Annotated in this window: 21 protein-coding genes and 1 tRNA gene; 6 read left to right on the forward strand and 16 right to left on the reverse strand. The window is 63.0% G+C overall.

Annotated features, from left to right (window positions below; genetic code table 11):
- Nucleotides 1–75 precede the first annotated feature (75 nt).
- The 4 genes from H156_RS0107280 to H156_RS0107295 are packed head-to-tail and all read right to left on the reverse strand — an operon-like array spanning nt 76 to nt 3,497.
- A complete protein-coding gene (locus H156_RS0107280; RefSeq protein ID WP_228370242.1) occupies nt 76–597 on the reverse strand; it encodes an ABC-type transport auxiliary lipoprotein family protein in 522 nt (173 codons plus the stop codon).
- A complete protein-coding gene (locus H156_RS0107285) occupies nt 594–1,508 on the reverse strand; it encodes an MlaD family protein (RefSeq protein ID WP_017366023.1) in 915 nt (304 codons plus the stop codon). Before H156_RS0107285 ends, H156_RS0107280 begins: the two co-directional genes overlap by 4 nt.
- A gap of 1 nt (nt 1,509) precedes the next feature.
- Entirely contained in the window at nt 1,510–2,280 is a 771-nt protein-coding gene (locus H156_RS0107290) for an ABC transporter ATP-binding protein (protein ID WP_017366024.1), read from the reverse strand.
- Complete coding sequence (locus H156_RS0107295) at nt 2,277–3,497, reverse strand: MlaE family ABC transporter permease (protein ID WP_017366025.1); 1,221 nt, start codon at nt 3,495–3,497, stop codon at nt 2,277–2,279. Before H156_RS0107295 ends, H156_RS0107290 begins: the two co-directional genes overlap by 4 nt.
- Nucleotides 3,498–3,526: 29 nt before the next feature.
- On the opposite strand from H156_RS0107295, the gene H156_RS17230 reads away from it, so the two are divergent.
- Entirely contained in the window at nt 3,527–3,682 is a 156-nt protein-coding gene (locus H156_RS17230; protein ID WP_010959543.1) for a hypothetical protein, read from the forward strand.
- 59 nt (nt 3,683–3,741) lie between these two features.
- Here the strand turns inward: H156_RS17230 and H156_RS0107305 are convergent, their stop codons facing one another.
- From H156_RS0107305 to H156_RS0107320, 4 genes are all read right to left on the reverse strand, one after another.
- Nucleotides 3,742–5,304, reverse strand: a complete 1,563-nt coding sequence (locus H156_RS0107305) for an efflux transporter outer membrane subunit (protein WP_228370243.1) — start codon at nt 5,302–5,304, stop codon at nt 3,742–3,744.
- A 53-nt stretch (nt 5,305–5,357) separates the two neighbouring features.
- Nucleotides 5,358–6,578 (reverse strand): efflux RND transporter periplasmic adaptor subunit, encoded by a 1,221-nt coding sequence (locus H156_RS0107310; protein WP_010959545.1) that lies wholly within the window; start codon nt 6,576–6,578, stop codon nt 5,358–5,360.
- Complete coding sequence (locus tag H156_RS0107315) at nt 6,578–9,748, reverse strand: efflux RND transporter permease subunit (RefSeq protein WP_017366027.1); 3,171 nt, start codon at nt 9,746–9,748, stop codon at nt 6,578–6,580. Before H156_RS0107315 ends, H156_RS0107310 begins: the two co-directional genes overlap by 1 nt.
- A gap of 617 nt (nt 9,749–10,365) precedes the next feature.
- A complete protein-coding gene (locus tag H156_RS0107320) occupies nt 10,366–11,130 on the reverse strand; it encodes a hypothetical protein (RefSeq protein ID WP_017366028.1) in 765 nt (254 codons plus the stop codon).
- Between the two features lie 231 nt (nt 11,131–11,361).
- Between H156_RS0107320 and H156_RS0107325 the strand changes: the two genes are divergently transcribed.
- Complete coding sequence (locus H156_RS0107325) at nt 11,362–11,622, forward strand: hypothetical protein (protein ID WP_017366029.1); 261 nt, start codon at nt 11,362–11,364, stop codon at nt 11,620–11,622.
- Nucleotides 11,623–11,628: 6 nt separating this feature from the next.
- Here H156_RS0107325 and H156_RS0107330 read toward each other — a convergent pair whose 3' ends face one another.
- The 5 genes from H156_RS0107330 to H156_RS0107350 are packed head-to-tail and all read right to left on the reverse strand — an operon-like array spanning nt 11,629 to nt 16,072.
- Complete coding sequence (locus H156_RS0107330) at nt 11,629–11,823, reverse strand: YbdD/YjiX family protein (RefSeq protein ID WP_010959549.1); 195 nt, start codon at nt 11,821–11,823, stop codon at nt 11,629–11,631.
- Nucleotides 11,820–13,223 (reverse strand): FAD-binding oxidoreductase, encoded by a 1,404-nt coding sequence (locus H156_RS0107335; RefSeq protein WP_017366030.1) that lies wholly within the window; start codon nt 13,221–13,223, stop codon nt 11,820–11,822. The genes H156_RS0107330 and H156_RS0107335 overlap by 4 nt, the downstream gene beginning before the upstream one ends.
- 16 nt (nt 13,224–13,239) lie before the next feature.
- Nucleotides 13,240–13,827: a phosphoheptose isomerase gene (locus tag H156_RS0107340; protein ID WP_010959551.1), complete on the reverse strand. Its 588-nt coding sequence runs from the start codon at nt 13,825–13,827 to the stop codon at nt 13,240–13,242.
- A complete protein-coding gene (locus tag H156_RS0107345; protein ID WP_017366031.1) occupies nt 13,824–14,195 on the reverse strand; it encodes a YraN family protein in 372 nt (123 codons plus the stop codon). Before H156_RS0107345 ends, H156_RS0107340 begins: the two co-directional genes overlap by 4 nt.
- Nucleotides 14,195–16,072 carry a penicillin-binding protein activator gene (locus tag H156_RS0107350; RefSeq protein ID WP_017366032.1) on the reverse strand — a complete coding sequence of 626 codons (1,878 nt, stop codon included), beginning with the start codon at nt 16,070–16,072 and terminating at the stop codon, nt 14,195–14,197. Before H156_RS0107350 ends, H156_RS0107345 begins: the two co-directional genes overlap by 1 nt.
- A 27-nt stretch (nt 16,073–16,099) precedes the next feature.
- On the opposite strand from H156_RS0107350, the gene rsmI reads away from it, so the two are divergent.
- Nucleotides 16,100–16,975 (forward strand): 16S rRNA (cytidine(1402)-2'-O)-methyltransferase, encoded by an 876-nt coding sequence (gene rsmI / locus H156_RS0107355; protein ID WP_017366033.1) that lies wholly within the window; start codon nt 16,100–16,102, stop codon nt 16,973–16,975.
- A 23-nt stretch (nt 16,976–16,998) separates the two neighbouring features.
- On the forward strand, nt 16,999–17,943 hold the full coding sequence (locus H156_RS0107360) for a polysaccharide deacetylase family protein (RefSeq protein ID WP_017366034.1): 945 nt from the start codon (nt 16,999–17,001) through the stop codon (nt 17,941–17,943).
- 10 nt (nt 17,944–17,953) lie between these two features.
- On the opposite strand, the gene H156_RS0107365 is transcribed toward H156_RS0107360, so the two are convergent.
- On the reverse strand, nt 17,954–18,331 hold the full coding sequence (locus H156_RS0107365; RefSeq protein WP_017366035.1) for a DUF4156 domain-containing protein: 378 nt from the start codon (nt 18,329–18,331) through the stop codon (nt 17,954–17,956).
- Between the two features lie 166 nt (nt 18,332–18,497).
- Here H156_RS0107365 and H156_RS0107370 point away from each other — a divergent pair.
- Nucleotides 18,498–18,574, forward strand: a tRNA-Arg gene (locus tag H156_RS0107370).
- Between the two features lie 584 nt (nt 18,575–19,158).
- On the opposite strand, the gene H156_RS0107375 is transcribed toward H156_RS0107370, so the two are convergent.
- Nucleotides 19,159–19,587 (reverse strand): hypothetical protein, encoded by a 429-nt coding sequence (locus H156_RS0107375; protein ID WP_154656681.1) that lies wholly within the window; start codon nt 19,585–19,587, stop codon nt 19,159–19,161.
- A gap of 616 nt (nt 19,588–20,203) precedes the next feature.
- On the opposite strand from H156_RS0107375, the gene H156_RS17000 reads away from it, so the two are divergent.
- The gene (locus H156_RS17000; RefSeq protein WP_017366037.1) at nt 20,204–20,374 is read left to right on the forward strand and encodes a hypothetical protein; all 171 of its coding nucleotides are present in this window, start codon (nt 20,204–20,206) and stop codon (nt 20,372–20,374) included.
- 163 nt (nt 20,375–20,537) lie between these two features.
- On the opposite strand, the gene H156_RS0107385 is transcribed toward H156_RS17000, so the two are convergent.
- The gene (locus tag H156_RS0107385; RefSeq protein WP_017366038.1) at nt 20,538–21,104 is read right to left on the reverse strand and encodes a hypothetical protein; all 567 of its coding nucleotides are present in this window, start codon (nt 21,102–21,104) and stop codon (nt 20,538–20,540) included.
- Nucleotides 21,105–21,279 lie beyond the last annotated feature (175 nt).

The raw sequence follows: 21,279 nt of genomic DNA on the forward strand, positions 1-21,279 counted from the left end.
GGGAGGACGGAGACGTATCTGATGAGACTGGATGCGGCGGGAAAGGTTCCTCAAAGGAGGGAAACAGGCACTGTCTCAGTTCGCCGGTCGCCACGCCCGGAGCTGGGCAACGGCACGGTCGACCGCCTGCGCAAATGCCTGGACCGCGCCGGCGGCATCCGGGCTGGCCGTGGGCTGGTCGAATTGGAACGTTTCGGTGTCTGCCGGCGTTTCGGCGCGCAGGCGGATCATGACATGAGAACTGCCGGGGCGTTCGAACACTTGTTCGAATGCCTGGAGTTCGATGTGCAAACGGTAGCCATTGGCGCTGCGGCCGGCTTTCAGCCGTTGTTCCAGGAGCTCGGACGGCGGCGCGATCCAGCGATCCAGGGTATAGGAGCGCAGTTCGGTCGGCTTGGCGTAGAGCAGGCGGTACTGCAGGCGGTCGTTCCGAAGCCACTCCGGAGCGTCGACGTCGACTGAAGACCAGGGTGCCGGTGCAGCCGCGCCGGCGGCACCGAAATCGTGCAGCGCGGGTTGGGGCGGGCGTTCCGGCAACAGGCTGCAGGCGGATGTGGCGAGCGAGAGCATCAGTGTCCAGGAAAGGCGTCGCATCATTTCGGCTCCTGAAATCCCGGCTCCCCCGGGCCTGGGAGACCCGGCGCCGGTCCCAGCAGCAGGGTCTGCGGGTCTCGTTCCAGTGTTTTCGACAGTCGGCGCAGACTGGCCGCGGTGTGAGCCGCGTCGTCGATCAGCGCGTCCAGTTCCGGCAACCGGCTGCGGATCAGGGTATCGCTCGCGGCTGCTCCGATGTCCACGACCTTTTGTGCGCTTTCGCTCAGTGCCCGGACCTGGCGGGAGGTTTCGCGGACGTCGCGGGCCATGGCAGAATGGTCCGCGAGCGCCTGCCTCAGTCTGCCGTCCAGGATGGGGATGCGTTCCAGCCCCTCTTCGATGTACCGTTCCAGGCGGACCAGTTCGTCCGCCGCCGTGTCCAGGCTTTCCAGGGTGTGCGCGATCCGCTGGCGGTTGCCGTCGTCGAGGAGGGCATTCAGCCGGCTGGTGAGCTGGGCAATCTGGGTGAGGATGTCCGACCCCGAACCGGTCAGCTTGTCCAGGATGGAGGGACGCAGCGGGATGCTGGCCGGGTTCCTGGGGTCGGTGCGCAGGGGTTCCGGGTCGTTGCCTTCGTCGCTGAGATCGATCTGGGCCAGGCCGGTAAGCGGCTGCACCCGCAGCGTGGCATAGGTGCCGCGGGTGATCGGAAGGCCCTTGTCGACCTCGATCCGGACCAGGATGGTGCGGGGATCGTGGGGCGCGAAGCTGATCGAGGCCACCTTGCCGGCCCGCACGCCACGGAAGATGACCAGGGATTCCGGGTTGAGGCCGGATACCGCGCCCTGGGTGGAGACCACATAGACGTCGCGTTCGGTGCCATAGTCGCCAAGAACAAGGGCGATGCCGATCAGCGCGCTGCCAAGAATGACCACGAACAGGCCGGTCAGCAGGGCATAGGTTTCCCTGACCATTTCAGTCGGACCTTCCCAGGATTCTCTGGGCGCGTTTGCCATGGAAGAAGTCGCGGGCGAAAGGATGCGCGCAGGCGATCGCATCGTCCAGCGTGCCATAGGATACCAGTTGCTGCCCGGCAAGCACGGCCACGCAGGTGCACAGGTCGCTGAGGGTGTCCAGGTCGTGGGTCACCATCACGACGGTGAAGCCCAATTCCCGGTGCAGTTGCCCCAACAGGCCGACGAACTCTTCGCCCAGCACCGGATCGAGGCCGGAGGTGGGTTCGTCCAGGAAGAGTACTTCGGGTTCCATGATCAAGGCACGAGCCAGGGCGGCCCGCTTGACCATGCCGCCGGACAGCTCCGCCGGCATCAGCAGGGCATCGGTTTCCCCCAGACCGACCATGGCGAGCTTCATGCAGACCAGTCGGGCGATCAACTCCTCGTCCAAGGTCTTGAGTTCGCGCAGCGGGAAAGCGATGTTGTCGAATACGCTCAGCGCGCTGAACAGGGCGCCGCCTTGGAACAGCACGCCGCAACGGTTGCGGAGCTGCTGCTTGCGGCGCGCGTCGGCTTCCGCCAATGACTCGCCGAGCAGCCAGACCTGACCCTGGGTCGGTGTCTGCAGACCGATCATTTCGCGCATCAAGACGGTCTTGCCGCAGCCGGAGGCGCCGACCACCCCCAGGATCTGTCCGCGGCCCAGGCTGAGGCTGATGTCGCGATGTACGAGATTCTCGCCGAAGCGGGTCCACACATGCTCCATGTGTATGACTTCGTCGTCCGTCATCGTATGCCCACACCTCGGAACAGGATGGCGAACACGGCGTCGATCAGGATCACCAGGGTGATGGAAACCACAACCGAATTCGTGGTCTCGTTGCCGAGGCTCTCGGTATTGGGCTCGATGCGCAGTCCATAATGGCAGGCGATCAGGGCGACGAACAGTCCGAACACGGCGGCCTTGCCCAAGCCGATGGCAAAGTTGGCGACCGGGACGGCGGCGGGCAGTTTCTGGAAGAACTGGTGATAGCCGATTTCCAGCTCCAGGTGGGCCGAGACCGCGCCGCCCGCCAGGGCGACTACATCGGTCCAGACCACCAGCAGCGGCAAGGCTACCACCAGGGCGACGACCTTCGGAAGGATCAGCCGCAGGGACTGGGAAATGCCCATGGCGGCGAGGGCATCCAGCTCTTGGGTCACACGCATCACGCCGATCCGCGCCGTCATCGAAGAACCGGAGCGGCCCGCGACCAGGATGGCCGCCAGCAGGGGTCCCAGTTCGCGGATGATGCTCATTCCCAGGATGTTGACGATGTAGACCTGTGCGCCGAAAGTCTTGAGCTGCAGCGACGACAGGTAGCTGACCACCACACCGATCAGGAAGCCCACCAGTGCCGTGATGCCCAGGGCACGGCCGCCGGTTTCGTGGATGGTAGCGGAGATTTCCCGCCAAGGGATGTCTGCCGGATGACGGGCGAGATGGGCCAGGTCCAGGATCAGCTGGCCGAGCAGGGCCAGGACCGCCAGCAGGTGACTGCCGAGGCCGGCGATTGCGGCGATGATCCGCCGGCGTATCGGCACCGGGGGCCTCCGGCCGTCCCGCACCGCGGGAATCCCCCCCGTTTGCCAGCGACGGAATGCGGATTGTTGTTCGTGGCGCAACGAGATCCGTTCCGGCAGCCGCTCTCCCCAGGCCTGCCACAGGACAAAGGCGCCGGCGCTGTCGAGCACGTTCACTCCGCGCAGGTCCCATTCCAGGTCTGGCCGCCGCGCTGCGCGGCATAGTCGCTCACGCAGATCCGGGGAGGCCGCTATCAGCCCGCGCAGGTTCCAGTGACCGTGGACCACGGCGGTGCCGTCTTCCACGGCGAATTCCGGTGGCGAGAGCGGCGGCAGGGCGGACGTTTCCGCGGAGCTTTGCGAAGCGAGCATGTTTCGACGCGCTTGACGAAATGGGCGGGGGCGCTTTTCCGGATGCCGAACTTGCACGATCATGGACCGCATCGCTCGACAGGCAACCGGAGGCTTGAATCATGAACCCTTCCCGCTGGAAATGCATCTTCGTATTGCTTCTGCTCACACTGCTGGGCGTGGGACCGATGCCCATCACCAGCATCATCGGCATCTATGTCGTGGTCGCCCGGCCGCGCTGGTTCCGGGATCTGGTGCGGCGGGTCTATGACGAGTGAGGCAGACTCCCCCGCTGGGCTGGGTACGGTCGAAGCATGGGGGAGGCTTCCCGCCATCCCTATTGCTTGAACGGTCTGGTCAAGTCGTTGTTCAGCCTGTTGTCGTCCGCCGGCACGTCGATACCCCCGGCAGGCGCGGGTTTTCCGGCATTGCCATACTCTTCGAAAACGCCGAAGGGCTGAATCTGATCGTCGGCGGGCAATTGCTTGCGGTTCCAGCCGCCACCCAGCGCGCGAATGAGCGCAATCGTGTTTTTCAGCCGTTCGGTCTTTAGCACCACCGCGTCGATGCGCGCCGTCAGCGTGTTGATCTGGGCGTAGATGAGGTCGAGGCTGGTGATCAAACCGCCCAGATAAAGCTCCATGGTCAGATTCTGCGTCTTCAGCGCGGCCTTGACGGCTTCGTCCTGCCGGTCGGCCGCCACGCTCAGCCGGTTGGTCAGGCTCAGTCCGTTCTCGACTTCGCGAAAGGCGTTGAGTACCGTCGCTCGGTATTTGTCCTCGGTTTCGCGGTAGGCCGACCAGGACTGCTGCAGTTGGGCGCGGCGCAGACCGCCCTGAAACAGGGGGATCGAAACGGAAGCGCCGTAGGACCAGTAACTGTTGGCGAGCGCGATCAGATTCATGCTGCCGTTCTCGTAGCCTCCGCTGGCCTTGAACACCACGTTCGGGAAGAACGCTGCGCGGGCGATGCCGATGGCGCGGTTCGCCTGTGCCATCTGGCGCTCCATCTGGGCGATGTCGGGCCGGCGTTCGAGCAGCGTGGCGGGAATGGTCTGCGGAATCGTGAATTCCGGTGATGGCAGCTCGTCGACCGGCGCGATGCTGAAAGCGGCCGGCGCCTTGTTGACGAGAATGGCGATCGCATGTTCGGTCACCTGACGTCGGCCCTGAATGTCGAGCTCTTTCGCTTCGGTGCTGTGCAACAGGTATTCGGCGCGGGCGACATCGAGTTGCGGCACGATGGCACCCTTGTACTGGGCGTCGACGATCTCCAGTGATTTTTTGTAGTAGGCGATCGACTGTTTATAGACGGAATCCTGTGCGTCATAGCCGCGCAGGGTGAAATAGTCCGTAGCGATTTCCGCCTGCAGGCTCAGGCGCGCAAGCCCGTACTCGGCTGCGCGCTGTTCGGCCTGGTAAATCTCCGCACGTATCCGGTTGCGGATCGCCGACCAGAAGTCGGGCTCCCAGGAGGCGAGTCCGCCGCTGTAATAATCCGACTGCTCGATCGGCGCATTGGGTGCGCGAAACAGCGTATTGACGGACTGCCGATTGTCCGAGGCGCCGAACTCCAGCCCGAACTGCGGGATCAGACGCGATCGCACCTTCATCATCATGTCCCGGGCCTGGACGAAGCGCTCCGCGGCGGCCTGCAGGTCGGCGTTGGCCGCCATGGCTTGTTCTTCGAGCTGGGTCAGGACCGGGTCGTTGAAAAGTTTCCACCAGTCCGGGCGCAGCTCGCCGTCCGACGGTTTCGCTTCGACGAAGGGACTCGATCCATGCCACGAGTCGGGGACGACGAACTGGGCGGGTTCATAAGGGGGGGCCAGATCCACGGCGGGGCCGTCGACGCACGCCGACAAATGGAGTATCAGCGGTATGAGACTACTGCGCCGCATGCGTGTGCGAAAAATACGTGATGCCGCCGGCTTCATCCGCGAGCCCATGTCCATCATTGGCCCGCAGTCGGAGATGCGGCTTCCTGGAGCCCCGGCGGTCCGTCCTCGCCGGAAAGATCGTAGCCCGGCGCCGGTTTGACGATGCGCACCTTGTCGCCTTCGAGCAGGGCGGCGCTGGGGTTGTTCACGATGCGTTCGTTCGGAGTGACGCCTTCGGTGAACTCCACCGTTCCGTCGAGAATCTTGCTCACCTGGATCGGTTTGAAGTGAATGCGGTCGTCATCTGTCACCACGGCGACCTGCGTGTTGGCTTCCTGAAATACCAGCGCGCTGGCAGGAATGCTGAGAATATGGGTATCGTTCGGCACCGTGAGGGTGACCGTGGCGTACGATCCAGGCCACAAGGCACCGTCTTCATTGTCGATCGTGAATTCGGTCACGATGGTGCGGGTGTTCGGATCGATGCCGTTGGCGGCGGTCAGGAAATTGGCGGTGAAATGGCGGTTGGTGTATTGCGGTACGACCACGTCGGCGGTGAGGCCGGGTTTGAGTATTTCCGCCAGAGTGCTCGGCACGGAAATGAAGAGACGCATCTTGTGTATGTCGGCCACGGAAAACAGATTGCTGACCGTATTGCCGTTGGTGCTGCTGATATAGCCGTCCTTGTTGATGTAGTCACCGACGTTGACATTACGCTGCGTCACCACGCCATCATAAGGGGCGACGATGGTTTTGAAGCGCATCTTCGCCAGGAAATTATTGACGTTGTTTTCCGCGGCCTTGACCTGGGCCGCTTCGGAGCGTTCATTGGCTTCCTGCACCGAGATTGACTGTTCCGACACCGCGTGCGATTCACGCAGCGCCAGCCAGCGTTTCAGGGACACCAGCGCGAGATTGTATTTGGCGCGTTGCGATTCCAGATCCGCCTTGGCCTGAGAAAACTCGGCATCGAGCGTCGGCTGGCTGATTTCCGCGAGCACCTCGCCCTGCTTTACGCGAGCCCCGTAATCCTTGTACCACATCTTCACATAGCCGGGGATCTGGGCGTAGATCGGCGCCTGATACCAGGCGTCGATATTGCCGGGAAGCGAAATGGTCGCGGTCGGCGCGATCGGCCGGGCGTGGGTGATGGCGACGGTCGGCACGGCCTCCCGGAGCGTTTCTTCGCGCAGGGCATCGGCGTCGCGTTTGCGCTGATAGAACTGATAGCCGACATACACGACGCAAAGCAGAATCGCTAGAGCTATGCGCGGTTCGCGCAGGATCTTGGGCATCAGCTTTTCTCCTTCCGGCTGGCGGTTCGCTTGCTGTAAATCATGGCGTAGACGCACGGTACGAAAAGCAGCGTCGCGAAGGTGGCGAGCATCAGGCCGCCCATGACGGCGCGGCCCAGCGGTGCGTTCTGGGAATTGCTCAGCGACATCGGCAGCATGCCGATGATCATGGCCGAGGCGGTCATCAGCACCGGTCGTATGCGCGCATAGCCCGCCTCGACGGCTGCTTTCAGTGCGTCGCCATGCATTTCGAACCGTTCGCGGGCATAGGAAACGACCAGGATCGAATTGGCGGTCGCCGTCCCCATCGACATGATGGCGCCCGTCAGTGCCGGTACCGAAATATTGGTGTGGGTGATGAACAGCGACCAGGCGATGCCCGCCAGTGCACCCGGCAAGGCGGTAATGATGATGAAGGGATCGAGCCAGGACTGGAAGTTGATGACGAGCAGCAGATACACCAGCACGATCGCAGCAACGAGGCCGGCCAGCAGTTCGAAATAAGCGCTGGCCATGGTTTCGGCCTGTCCCTTGATGTCCACCTGCGTGCCGCGGGGCAACTCTTTCTCCATGCTCTCGACGGCTTTCTCGACGTCCGCCAGCACGCCGCCGAGGTCACGTCCTTCGGCGGACACATAGATGTCGAACACCGGCATGATGTCCATGTGGGTGACGACTCCCGGCGTACCGGTCACGGAAAGGGAGGCGACGTTGCCAAGGAGTTGCATGCCCTTCCCGGAGGGATTCATGTCGCCTTTGTCGACCGGAATGGTCAGGAGATCGTTGATGCTGGCGAGCTGCGGCTGCGGCAGATAGATATTGACCTGGTAGGACAGGCCGGTCTTGTGGTCGAGCCAAAATACCTGGTCGACCTGCTGGCTGCCGGAGGTCGACATCAGCAGATTGTCGGTGATGTCTTTCAAGGTCAAATCGATGCCGAGTCCGAGGCTGCGATTACCGTTCACGTTCAGCGTCGGTGTGCGCATGGTCTGCTGGATCGTCACGTCGCTGGCGCCGCTGATCTTGCGCAACTCGCTTGCCAACCGGCGCGCGTATTCGTAGTTGGCTTCCATCTCCGTGCCGTTGATGCGGACGTCGATCGGCGATGGCGAACCGAAGTTGAGGATTTTCGCGGTCAGATCCGCCGGCTGGAAAGTGAATTCGGTTCCCGGATAGCGCTCTCGCAAGCCTTTGCGGAGTATGCGCCGGTAATCCCAGACGGGTGAGGCTTCATTTTTCAGGCTGATCGTCAGATCGCAATCCTGCGAGCCGATGGTCGGGGTCGGAATGAAAGCCAGATTGTGCGGACCGATCGGCAGACCGCAGTTGCTGACGACGCCTTCGACCTGACCGGGCAAGAGATTCGCGATGTCGTTCGAGACCAGCGAGGCGATGCGTCCGGCCACCTCGATGCGCGTGCCGAGCGGCGCCCGCATGTGCATCTGGATGGTTCCCGACTTGATCTCGGGGAAGAAGTCGCGTCCGTTGAAGTAATAAAGGACGAGAGAGCCGACCGCGAACGCCAGGAAGGTTCGGATGAAAGCGCCACGATGGGCTATCGCCTGCTCGAGTCGCGCCTTGTAGTTTTCGCGGAAACGGTCGAAACCGCGTTCGAAACCTTGCTGGAAGCGGCTCAGGAAGCCTGGCGGCTGTGCTGCGTGATGAGCGGAATGCGGCGCGTCGTGAGCTACCAGCACGTATTTCGCCATGGTCGGCACCAGGGTGCGCGACAGGATGAAGGAGGCGAGCATGGCGAAGATCACCGCCTCGGCCATCGGCGCGAACAGATACCCGGATACGCCGCTCAGCTCGAACAGCGGAAACCAGACCGTGACGATGCAAAGGGTAGCCACCAAGGTCGGGACGACGATCTGGTTGGCTGCATCGATGATGGCGGTTTCGAGCGGCTTCCCCATTTCCAGGTGGGTGTCGATGTTCTCGATCATCACGGTCGCATCGTCGACCAGAATACCGACCGCCAGCGCCAGTCCACCCAGGGTCATGATGTTGATCGACTCCCCCAGGAGGTGCAGACAGATGAGGGAGGTCAGGATGGCCAGCGGTATGGAGGTCGCGATGATGACCGTCGGTCGCCAGGAACCGAGAAACAGCAGTACGACCAGCCCGGTGAGCAAGGCGGCGGTTCCCATTTCGTGCAGAACATCCTTGATCGAGTCCTTCACGAAGATCGAGGCATCGTTCAGCAGTTTGATTTTCACGCCCTCGGGAACGATTTGCTCGATGCGCGGAATCATCTTTTTGATGCCGTCGACCACGTCCAGGGTCGATGCATTGCCGCTCTTCATCACCACGATCATGACGGCCTGCTTGCCCTCGACCAGCACGGCGTTGATCTGGGGCGGGCCGGCGATCTGTACATCGGCGACGTCGCGCAGATAGATCGTGGAGTTGGTCGCGTCGACCCGCTTGATCGGGATGTTGTTGAAATCCTCGATCTGCATCGGCGTGGCGTTGGTCTGCACCATCCAGTCGGTCTGCTTGATCTTCATGTCGCCCGCGGGCAGCACGATGCTCTGATCGCCGAAAGCATTGTGGACGTCGGTGGCGGTGATGTTGTGGGCGAGCAGTTTCTGCTTGTCGAGCGAGACCAGCAGCTGCTGGGGTTTGCCGCCGTAGGGTTGCGGCAGGATCGCTCCCGGGATGGTGACCAGCAGCGTCCGGATGCGTGCGTAAGCGAGATTGTAGAGTTCCGACGGCGACAGCGTATCGGAAGTCACCTGCAGCATGGCCACCGGCACCGAGGACGCTTCCAGGCGCATGATCAGCGGGGGTGAGATGTCCGGCGGCAACTGTTTGACCACCGTCTGCGAAATCGCGGTGATCTCGGCCTCGGCACCGGCGAGATTGGTGTCGGGCTGAAGATAGATATTGATGATGCTGATGCCGTAGTACGAATTGCTTTCGATGCGCGCAATGCCTTCCACCGTCGAAGTCAAGGCGCGCTCGTAATAATAGGTGATGCGTCCCGACACGTCCTGAGGCAGCAGTCCGGCATACGACCAGACCACGGAAACGACGGGTATCTTGATGGGCGGAAAGACGTCGGTCGCCGTTTTGAGCACCGACAGGATCCCGAACAAAACGATCAGGATCGAAAGAACCACAAAAGTGTACGGTCTGCGCAGCGCAATGAGGACGATCTGGTTCATGCGGGAAGCCTGCTGAAAACGGTCTTTTTGTCAGTCAAATGCAGGTTTCAAGAGGGATGTCTTCCGGCTTGAATCTCACGAACCAAACCGACGTCATGGCCATTGCTCCGCGGCGCGACTCAATCCGGCCCGGGACTGGGAGGATGGGGTTCGGTTTCGGGTCTTTGAGTCGGGTGGGTCATGGGACGCGGTTCATTCGCGGCAGGGGTGGTCGACCGGCTACCCCCAACGGTGCAAGTTTGGGTGCGCGGACGGCGGGCAGACCCGGTGGCGTCGGCACGATCATGGCCGGCCCGCCGTTCGGGAGCGAGGGATGGCCGCCACCGTATACGCCAAGCGGTTGGAGTTCATGTTCACGAATGATGCTTACAGCTCAAATCAAAGTGCCGGAGTCCGGGGCGTTTCCTTGGCATTGCCTGGAACGGCAGGCGGATGGCCCCGGGCTCGGCCAGAAAGCCGCAGAACGAAGCCGCTGTATCCTGCCACAACGGCCGCTGGCGTGCCAAGGTGGTTTGATGCCGTGTCGCTTCGGGGGCCGAGATGCCACCTCGAGCACGATCGGCCAGGATGCGCCGGCGCCTCGGAGATTCGGCTTTCCGGACGGGGCGAGGCCCCGCTCAGGATCCATCGGCGGATGCCGGCTGTTCCGAGGTCCAGTACTTCAGCCACTGGGTCCGAGGCAGCCACATCTGCGCCAGCGAGGTGAGAATCATCACCGTCGAGGCCAGACTGTAGCCGATGCCGCCGATCATGGTCAGCCAGGCGAAGATGGAGAAGAATTTGGTCAGCCACCACGACAGGACGTCGACGATGAGGAAGGCGAAGGGCGTGGCGATGAGGATCAGCTTCCATTTCCGCGGGAATTCGGCCAGGCCGAAAATCCAGCCCACGAACATGAAGATGAAGGCGATGCCAAACAAATGGATGTGCGAGACGCGGGTCAGTGAAGTGATGGAGGCTCCATGGTCGATCTCGGCGACCTTCTGCACGTTTTCCGGCTTGGTGAAGTCCGGCAGGCCAGAATCCGCGTTGTGGCAGCTTACGCAGTATTGGTCCAGGCGCGGCTTGATCTTGGACGCCCATTCGGTCATCGGCGCGCCGTCTTCCGCCCATTCGATCAGCTCGAACCTTACCTCGTCCGGTGCCATGGGCTTCATCTGGCCTTTGAGCATGGTTTCCAGCTTGGAACCCGTGCGGTTGCCGTAGTAGCTATAAATGATGTCGTTGATGGAAAGACCCGGTTTGCCGTCCGCCTTGCCGTGGGTCAGCATGATCTGCTCCCCTGCCATCAGCAGACCGATGCCGATGACCAGCAGAAAGCCGGTGAAAAGAACCTTATAAGCCTCGGGCAGCCGTTCGAGTGTGGTGTGTTGATGGATCATCAGGTGTGTCCTTTTTTGAAGACAGAAAACTGTGCCCATTAGATATGCGGACCCTGTGCCGGCGCAACCGGCCAGCGCCAGCGGGGCGTGAAATGCAGCGTTGCTTTTTCACGGCCGCTGCGGCCTTTTGGGCGGAGACTGGCGGCGTCTGCCGATAAGCTGTTATGTTGTCACCGGCCCGGCGCCGTTTGTGGCGATGCCGGAGGGCTGACTGGATCAGGAGAAGGCACGATGAACCTGAAAGAAGAGATGGAAAAGTTCCGCGATGGACTGCTGCAGCAGCGCGACGAGATCGTCGTGCAATTGGATCTGGCGCGCATGAACATCCGCGACGAGTGGGAAAAGGCCGAAGAACAGCTCGAGGAGCTGAAGGCCCGGGTGGCCCGTGCGGCGGACGAGGCCAAGGATGCTTCGGAAGACGTCTGGGCCGGCGTCCAGGTACTGGGCGAGGAGATCAGGAACGCGTACGAACGGATCAAGAACAAGCTTTGACCCGGTTCAGCAGCAACGCCGGACGCCGCTCCAGCGGCGTTGCTGCTCGGCTCGGAAGAAGGCCTTGCGGCTCAGCGGCTGGCCTTCGCCGTCATGGTGGCGGCGCCAGTGTTCGAGATAACGCTCGTAGGCATCGTCCCCGGTAGCCGTCCGGAGGGTGCGCCAGAAGGCACTGAGCTTGTCGGCCAGCTTCACCGTCATGCCGGTGGCGACGGGTCTTCCGCCGGAATGGACTTGCCGGGATTGAGGATGCCGTTCGGATCGAACTGGCGTTTGATGGCATGCATCAATGCCAGCGAGGTCCGGTCCAGTTCCTCGCCGACATAGTCTCGCTTCTCGATTCCGACCCCGTGCTCGCCCGACAGGGTGCCGCGCAGTTTCAGCACCAGCGTGAACATCTCGTGCAGACAGGCGTGGGCGCGTTCGTTCTCGTCCGCCCGGTCCGGGTCGAACAGCAGATTGACGTGGATGTTGCCGTTGCCGGCATGACCGAAGTTGACGATGGGAATGGCGTGCCTCCTCGAAAGCTCGTCGAGGCCGGCGATCAGGGCCGGCAGTTCGGTCACCGGCACCACCACGTCCTCGTTGAGCTTCTTCGGCGCGACCTTGCGCAGCGAGGGCGACAGCGCCTTGCGGATGCTCCACAGGGCTTCGACCTCGCTGGCGGTGCGGGCCGCGCGGAACTCGACCAGGCCCTCCAGGGTGGCCGCTGCACGCAGCGATTCGACGGCGGCGTCCAGGCTCTCGGGCGAACCGTCCACTTCGATCATCAACAGGGCGGCGGCGTCTTCCGGCAGGTCGACGGCAGCGTAGCGGCGCACCAGGGCGATGGCGTTGCCGTCGATGAATTCCAGTGCGCAGGGAATCACCGGCTGGGCCATGATCCGGGCGATGGCGCGGGCGGCGGAAGCGACGTCCACGTAGATCGCCCGCAGGGTACGTTTGGCGGAAGGCAGGGGAGTGAGTTTGAGGGTCGCTTCGGTGATGATGGCCAGGGTTCCTTCGGAACCGATGATGAGGCGGGTCAGGTCGTAGCCCACCACGCCCTTGGTGGTGTAGACGCCGCAGCGCAGCTCCTCGCCGGCCCCTGTCACGGCCCGCAGTCCCAGGGTGTTCTCCCGCGGCGTGCCGTATTTCACCGCGCGGGGGCCGGCCGAGTTGTAGGCGAGATTGCCGCCGATGCTGCAAAACTCGGCGGAAGTCGGATCGGGCGGCCAGAAGAAGCCGTCCGGCCTCACTGCATCCTGCAGTGCCTGGTTGGTGACACCGGGCTCGACCACGGCGAAGCGGTTGTCGGGCGAGATCTCGATGATCCGGCTCATCCGTTCCAGCGAAGCGACCACGCCGCCTGCGACGGGCACGGTGGCCCCGGTGGTGCCGGTGCCGCGGCCACGGGCAGTGAGGGGGATGCGGTGGCGGTTGCATAATCTGACCAGGGCCACGACATCCTCGTGCGATCGGGGAAACACCACCGCATCGGGCAGCGCCTGTCGTTTGCTGTTGTCATAGCCGTAGGCCCAGCACTCGGCCGGATCGGTATGCCGGCTGCCAGGTGGGAACAGCTTTTCCAGTTCGCGCAAGAATTCTTCGGAGACGGCCATCGGCATTCTCCCCCCACTATTCGCCGAACAGCTGATGGTCCACCAGATCGCACAGGCAATGGGTGATCAGCAGGTGGATTTCCTGGATGCGTGCGGTGCTGGGTGCGGTCACGCGGATTTCCACGTCGGTGTCGCGCAGCAGCGGTGCCAGGGTGCCGCCGTCACGGCCGTTCAGGGCGATGATGCTCATGTCGCGGTCTTGGGCGGCCACCGCGGCGGAGAGCACGCTGGGCGAGATGCCGCTGGTGCTGTAGATGACCAGGATGTCGCCGGCATGGCCCAGTGCCCGCACTTGTTTGGCGAACACCTCGTCGAAGTGGTAGTCGTTGGCGATGGAGGTGAGGGTGGAGGTGTCCGTGGTCAGCGCCACGGCCGGCAGTCCCGGCCGTTCCCGTTCGAAACGGTTGAGCATCTCCGAGGAGAAATGCTGGGCCTGGGCGGCCGAGCCGCCGTTGCCACAGCACAGGATCTTGCCGTCGGACAGCAGGCAATGGGCCAGCTTTGCCGCGGCGATTTCGATCGCGTCCCCGAGCATGGTCAATGCCTCCTGCGCGGCTTCGATATGGGCGCTGAAATGGCGCTCGATGCGTTCGTGTGGGTTCATTGCGCTTCGATGGCGTTCCTGATCCATTCTGCTTGCGGGCCGGCGGCACCCGGCGACACCGCCACCACGTCCAGTCGGACGGCACCCGTCACGCGGTGCTCGACCATGTAGTGCTGCGCCGTGGCCAGGAGCCGCCGGCACTTGTGGCGGTCGACGCTTGCCAGCGCTCCGCCGTACCGCTTGCCGCTGCGGTAGCGTACTTCGACGAACACCAGGGTTGCGCCTTCAGCCATCACGAGGTCGATTTCCCCCAGGCGGCAGCGGTAGTTCCGCTCGATCAGACGCAGGCCGCGGGCTGTGAGGTATTCCGCCGTCCAGCTTTCGGCCTGGGGACCGGTCAGCGGTCGGTGTCTGCCGCTGACTGCCATTACAGCGAGGGCGCACGCCCGATGAGGCGCGGCGAGTTGCCCTCGAACCGTGCGCAGCTCAACTGGCGGTGGATGCGGTTGCCCTCGCCTACGGTGAGTATACCGGTTGCGCCTTCGAAGCGTCCGCCGGAATGCAGCTCGTCGAGACGGCCGGCGAGCCGGTAGGCGTCGATTCCCATGGCGATCAGCCGGCGGTAGTCCTGCGGGGTCTGCGCGACCTTGGCTTCCAGTGTACGCTCGGATAAGGCGTCGCCGGCGGTTTCATCCAGCAGCCAGGGAATGTCGCAGAACACCACGCCGTTCAGCTCCCGGCCCAGTCCGGGGTCGGGTTCTCCCGAATACAGCGAGGACATCGCGTACACCGGCAGGTCCACGCCCAGCGATTCGAGGTAGGGCTTGATGATGCGCCCGTCGTGCTCATCAGCCGCCAGGAAAATGAAGTCCGCCACGTTTTCGTAAGGGACCGGCGTGGTCTGGCCGCCTTGTCCCACCAGCAGAGCGACGTCTTCCAGAAGCGTCGAATAATCGTTGCCGCCGGCCGTATAGGTCTTCGCCGCTGCGATGCGTCCGCCGGTTTGGCGCCAGTAATCGCTGAAGTGGTTCGCCACCCGCTGGCCGTAAGCCGACGACGGCGCGATCATGAGCGCCGTGTGGCGGTTGTCCAGGCGGGCGCTCGCCGCCACCTGTTCGACTTCCTGCTCGGGCGTGAGGCCGAACTGGAACAAGCGGTCGGCGCTGACCCCCGGATTCTCGTTCAGCGCCAGTACCGGCGTCGCCATGTCGCCGCTGTTGGCGAGGGCGGCGACGTCTTCTTTCAGCAATGGGCCGATGACCTGGGTTGCACCTTCGGCCAGCGCTTTCCGGTACAGGGCCGGCACGTCCCCGGCCTGGGTGTCGTAGAAGCGCAAGGCGGGTTTGTTCTGGGCAGTGTCAGCGTCGTGGGCGGCATCGATGCCGGTCCGGATCGCTTGGGCGGGTGCGGCGTAGGTGCCGGAGAGCGGCAGCAGCACGGCGACGACCGGGGCGGATCGGCTGCCGCCGGGTTCGGCCAGCGGAGTGATCTGGACGGTGGCGCTGGTTTCCGCGGCCGGCATGGCAGTGGTCGGTGGTTCGGCCGCCGCCCGATCGCTGCGCCGCATCAAAGAGTCGGCGAATGCACCCCGGGCCGGATGGGTCGGATAGCGTGCGTTCCACTCTGCGATGGCCTGGGCGCGCTGATCCGGCGTGGTCTGGCGGACCGCCCTGGCCAGCGCCACCCAGCCTTCGAACACCCCGGTCGCGGCCTCGGACTGTTGTTCCAGCACCGGATCGGGAACTCGGCTGAGGGCGTCGAAGATCGCTTCGTTGTTTTTCTGCACCGCCTCCGGCGAGCTCAGCAGGGGGCCGGCGGCGATGCGCTCCCGGGCGCTTTCCACCATGTTTCCCAGCTGGTTGTAGGCCGACGCGCGCAGCGTGTGATAATGCCCTTTCTGGGCCAGGGTCATCTGTGAGTAATCCAGACTGTCCAGCTTGGCCATGGCTTCCCGGGCACGCCCGGCATTGAGGTCGATGCGGGCGTTGAGTAACCCATAGAGAATGTGGTCGTCCACATCCAGCCGCCGCGGGTCGACCGATCCCAGCACCCGCCGCGAGGTCGCCGAATCGCCCGCGCGCAGGTAGGCATCGGCAGCGCGCAGACGGAAGTAGTCCGGCACGTTCGAAATCCCGCCCGCCTTCTCATAGAGCTGGCCGGCGCCGGAGAAATCCCCTGCCCGCAGCCGGGTTTGCGCTTCCGCCGACAGTCTGGCGGCCGGATCATTCGCCGCGGGTTTCAGGCTGGTGCAGCCGGCCAGGGCGGCAGTGATCGCCAGGGCGGCGACTCGAGTGACTATGCGCATGTCGAACCCTTTGATTCCATTTAGAAAATGCAGGCGTCTGAGCGGATGAACGGAGTACTATACCTAGTTGCCACGCCGATCGGCAATCTGGGCGACATCAGCTTTCGGGCCGTGGAAATCCTCAAGACGGTCGATCTGATCGCCGCGGAGGACACCCGGCACAGCCGGCCTTTGCTGGACCGCTATGGCATCGAGCGGCCGTTGTTCGCCCTGCACGAGCACAACGAGCAGCAGGCATCCGATCGCTTGATGGATAGGCTCAAAAACGGCCAGCGCGTCGCCTTGATCAGCGACGCCGGCACGCCGCTGATCAACGATCCGGGATTTCCGCTGGTGAGCCGGGCCCGTGCCGCCGGGATCATCGTAACACCGGTGCCCGGCGCTTGCGCCCTCGTCGCTGCCCTGTCCGCCTCGGGGTTGTCCACGGCGCGATTCGCATTCGAGGGGTTTGCGCCACGCACCGGCGCGGCCAGGCGGCGCCGGTTCGAATCGTTGGTGGCCGATGAGCGCACCCTGGTGTTCTATGAAGCCAGTCACCGTATCCGCGACTGCATCGCCGATGTCGCGACGGTTTTTCCCGGGGACCGCCGGGTCGTGGTGGCACGCGAGCTGACCAAGCTGCACGAGAGTTTCCTGGGAGCCCCTGCCGCGGACATGCCGGCGCTCATGGACCAGGCGCCGGAAAACAGCAAGGGCGAATTCGTGGTGGTGATCGAGGGTGCCAAGCCCGAACCGACCCAAACCGGGCCGTCGGCGGAGGCTGTGCGGGTGTTGAAGCTGTTGCTGGAAGAGTGTTCGGTCAAGAGCGCCACCGGGCTGGCTGCCCGAATCACCGGGGCGCGCCGGGAGGACCTGTACCGGGTGGCTTTGGAACTCCAGCGGGCCGGGAGAGATGGGAGTTGAAATCATCGCGGAGAGAGAAGACTATGCTCAAGCGTATTCTGGCCTCGGGGCTTGCCCTCGCCGGTATCAATGCCATCGCACGGCGGGCCCACCGCAAAGGTGTGACTGTGCTGATGTATCACGGCGTCATGGAGGACGACATCGTGCTGGCAGAAGGCGACTGGCTGCAGGTCCGGGCCTCCGAATTCAGAAGCCAAATGCAGCACCTGTGCCGCCATTACCGCGTCGTTCCTCTGGAGCGTGCCTGGGAGGAGGACGATGGCGGACGGTCCAGGGTTGCTCTGACCTTCGACGACGGTTACGCCAACAATTTCCGCGTCGCTTTCCCCGTCTTGCGGGAATTCGGATTCGCGGCTACCGTCTTTCTCGTCACCGGGGCGATCGGCAGCCGTCGCCTGTTCTGGTTCGACCGTCTGCAGCTTGCATTGGGTGGACGGGTGGCGCCCGCCGCACTCAGGCGCATCAAGGAAGACTTCAAGGCCAATGTACATCCCGACGCCATTGATGATGCGGTGGACGCTCTGCTGCGAGAGTCTCCCTCGGCGGGCGCGCTTCCGGAAGACGCGGTCGAGGCCTATCGGCCTTTGAGCGAGGAGGAAATCCGCGAGATGGCGGCGAGCGGTCTGGTCCGCTTCGGCTCCCATACCCATCGCCACGAGATTCTCCCCCGCCTGAGCCAGGCCGAGGCGGAGCGGACTCTGCAGCAATCGCTGGAAATACTCCAAACCTTGCCGGGTTATGGCGGCTACTTCTGCTTTCCCAACGGCGGATGGAGGCCGGAGCACCTCCCGCTCTGCCGGAGGTTGGGTTTCGAAGGCGCCGTCCTCACCCGTCCCGGCGTATGGAAGGAGCCGGGTGACCGGTTCACCATTCCACGGTTCGGCATCGGGCGGGGGGCGGATGGGGCCACTTTCGCTGCGACCGTTTCCGGCATCCTACCCCGGTTTCAACGGATGCTGCGTCGTTGAACCGGCCGGATCACCGGCCCGGACACTTGTAGGCGATCCCCGAGTAGGTCACGTTCGTCTCGGCCACATGGCCGCTGCCGGAACCATTGGAAATACGCATGCTGCCGGTTTCCCCCGCCCGGCTGGTCAGGAGCAGCACCGTATTCGCTCCCAGCCTGGCCGCTTCGTTTTTCATCCCGTTGCGCGCGCCGGTCTCCAGGTTCGCATTGCTGGTGAAGTCGCCGGTGAAGAAGTTGCCCTGATTTCCCGTGACCTCGCCCAGATATTCGCAACCGGCCGGTTCGCTGGTGACGATTCTGACGGCGCGGGCTTCGGGAAGCAGGGGATTGGCGGAACAGCCCGCCAGTACCGCGGAGCAGATCAAGACGAGACGAGCGCATTTGTGCATGCAAGGTCCTCCAACGGCTAGGCACGGTGTCGATTGCTTGTGAAGATGGTCGGCAGAGTGCTGCGAGCGGCCCTGCATCCTTGGGTCTCGATTGGAAAACCCTGTTTATAAAGGCTAAAATGCACACGAAGCCTTCGATGAGACGGAGGCCTCGCGCCATTTCAACGCCCCGGTAGCTCAGTAGGATAGAGCGTCCCCCTCCTAAGGGGAAGGTCGTACGTTCGAATCGTATCCGGGGCGCCACTTCCGGCCGGCCAATACCCCGTGGGGCACTGGGTCGGGACAAACGGCAACGATCCATCCGCCACTGTGAAGGTAAGATCTCCCTGCTGCGTCGTTTTCATTCGCTCGAGATGATGGACGTCGATGAGGGCGGATACGGAGAGGTCGGCGGGGTGAACCGTTCGATGGGACGCCTGAGGACGAACTTCCTGAGGTCGGTCAGTACCTACCATCCCGCGGTCAGTGGCAGAGCCGGCGCAATCAGGTCTGCTTCCATCGGATTCTTGAGCGTATGGGGATCTGCCTGGCAAGTCCCGGCGGCGGATTCCCGATTTCGGCAGAACCTGCCCGCTCGTCGCGGTGTTTCGCGCCGTTCAGGAGGATCTCCCGACCGCGGGCCGCTCTCCCTGAAGAAGCCTCCGCAGCAGAAACCGGCGCTCGTCTGAAAGACGGGTCGATGCTCGGCGCGCATCCCATTCCAAGGCGCGCGACGGGATTCGGGGGCGTCACGAAAATCGTCCAATCCCCGACGGCTTCCGCCCGGCACCGGCCATAGACACGGGTTCAGGGAACAGGTATGCAGGCCGGTGCGCTGAGTCCGGGTTTCAGTGGTTGGGTTGCCGGATTCTCCAGATATAGCTCGCCGTGAGGATGTCCAGCAGATGAACGGCTTCGCAATGAGGGGTATCGAATCTTCCTTCGACGATTTGCTTGCCCTTGCCGCGGTGAACGGTCTCCACGGGGTAGACCGCCCAGCCATGAGGGCCGCACCTGGATTCGACGGCCCATTCGAATTCCGTGCGGGTCAGGTGTTTGACGACGATGCGCGCGCGGTGCTTCTGGAGACTGATGGATACCGTACGCCCCAAGGCCCGCAGTTCGTTGGAAAAGGTCTCGAGGCTCGGGACCACGACATCGGTCAAATAGGCCTGGCATGCTCGTTGATGCTCGGCCGTTGCGGCGCCCGGGGAGGTTTGTTCGAGCGTCCGGCTTCTGAAGAAGCGGTGAAGCTTCTCGCGCCAGTCCATTATCATCGAGACCTCCGCCGGCAACCAGTCGCCTTCCATGGATCAGCCGGCCGCTTTCAAAATGAAAATTTGTATTGCCGCAAAGAGAGAGGCGACCGGTGACAAGAAGGGGTAGCCACCAGCCGCCACTCCTGGTTTCTGGGACATGAAACTTGGGATTTCATATGAACCGGGAACCACTCCGGTCCACGAGCAGGATTAAACGCCTTCCGGATGAGAAATGCAATGTATTCTCATTGATCGGTGCATGGGGAAGTGTCCGAGGTGCCCTCGCGGTGCTGCTCTGGCGGTTCCTGGAGGCATCTATCGCTGGCTGTGGGGGCGGGTGCTCTGCCGGCGACAGGAAGGTGCCGATGCCGGGAGTGAGGCGCTCACAAGGGGTTCGGGGTCCGTTTGGCCGTTGATGCCCTCACAGGCGGTGACAGATGCGCTCTCCTGGCATCGGGTCGCGAAAATCCGGCTGTCTTCCATGTCCATGGGAGTTCACGAGGCTGCCGCATCGGTTCGTCATGCATCCTTGTCGCGTTCGTCATGATGATATCACTCTTGCGGCAGTAGGATGGCGTCGGATCGCAGTTCATGCGGACCCTGCCATCCTGAAAATGAGCTCGAGGAGGTCGGAATGGAGCGACAAAAAGATAACTTTTGGTTCTATATTGGCGGCTTGATAGTTTTGGTGATTGCTCTCGTGTTCGTCTTCAAGAACACCCACAAGGAAGCGATTCCGGAAAAGGCATATACGGAAACCTCCAAGGAAATCGAAGAGCAGATCGCCAAGGCAAAGCAGCAGTAAAATCCACGATCCCGCCTTATTTGGAGGTGCAGGGAAGCACCTTCCTTTCGAAGATCAAAGCGGCGGCGGCTTGGGGTGTTCTCGACGGTTCACCCCTTCTGAGCCGGTGGCGACTCTTCAGCGATGCGCGGCACTTTCCGGGAAAGATGCGGCGCCGGCCTCGTCAGTGCCAGCCGCCGTAATTCCTGGTCGGATCGCCGCGAAAGCCCGAAGAAGTTTTGTCCTCGTCCGGCACGGAGGTGCTGAGCACGGCTGCGGCCATCAGGTTCTTGCGCGTATAGCCGCCCAGGGATTTGGCTTTCTCGGCTATGGCCGTCGTCAGAGGATTGATGTTGTAGCTGGTCAGCGATGCATCGGCGATGGCCAGCGTGAGTGGGGTCGCGTTTTCCGAGCCCATATCGGGAAGCACCTGCAGCAGGATGGGTAAGGAAGTGCCGGCGGGGATCACGATGGCATAGCGGTTGGTGTTTTCCAGTGTGCTGCTGGAAATCACACGGCCTTTTTCATCGGTGGCAAGGACTTTGCCATGGGTGATGGCGCCGCCGTGGCCGGTGACCGTTCCGGCGAGTGTTACCGTCTTTTCGTATTTTTGTATTGACTCAGGGAGGGCGACGCCGTCATTCGATCGTTCGCCGCAGGCGGTCATAACAGCGGCCGAACCCAGCAGTAGCAGAAGTGCGCGCCCCCCTTTCCGGAAAGGGCCCCATGGAAGATCGTTGAAAATTGTCATTACCGTCTCCTCAAGTCATATTCTTCGCAGGTGAGACGCTTTTTTCGAGCGCATTCCACCGGGGACCGGTGGTGAAGCGATGCCGATGCGGTAGCCTGGTCAGCCGTGGCGTGGGCAATGGCTCGCCACGCCAATGATATCGCCGGGAGTGTTCGGAGGCACTGAAAAACGGTGG

This window comes from Methylococcus capsulatus str. Texas = ATCC 19069 (assembly GCF_000424685.1).
Classification (GTDB): domain Bacteria; phylum Pseudomonadota; class Gammaproteobacteria; order Methylococcales; family Methylococcaceae; genus Methylococcus; species Methylococcus capsulatus.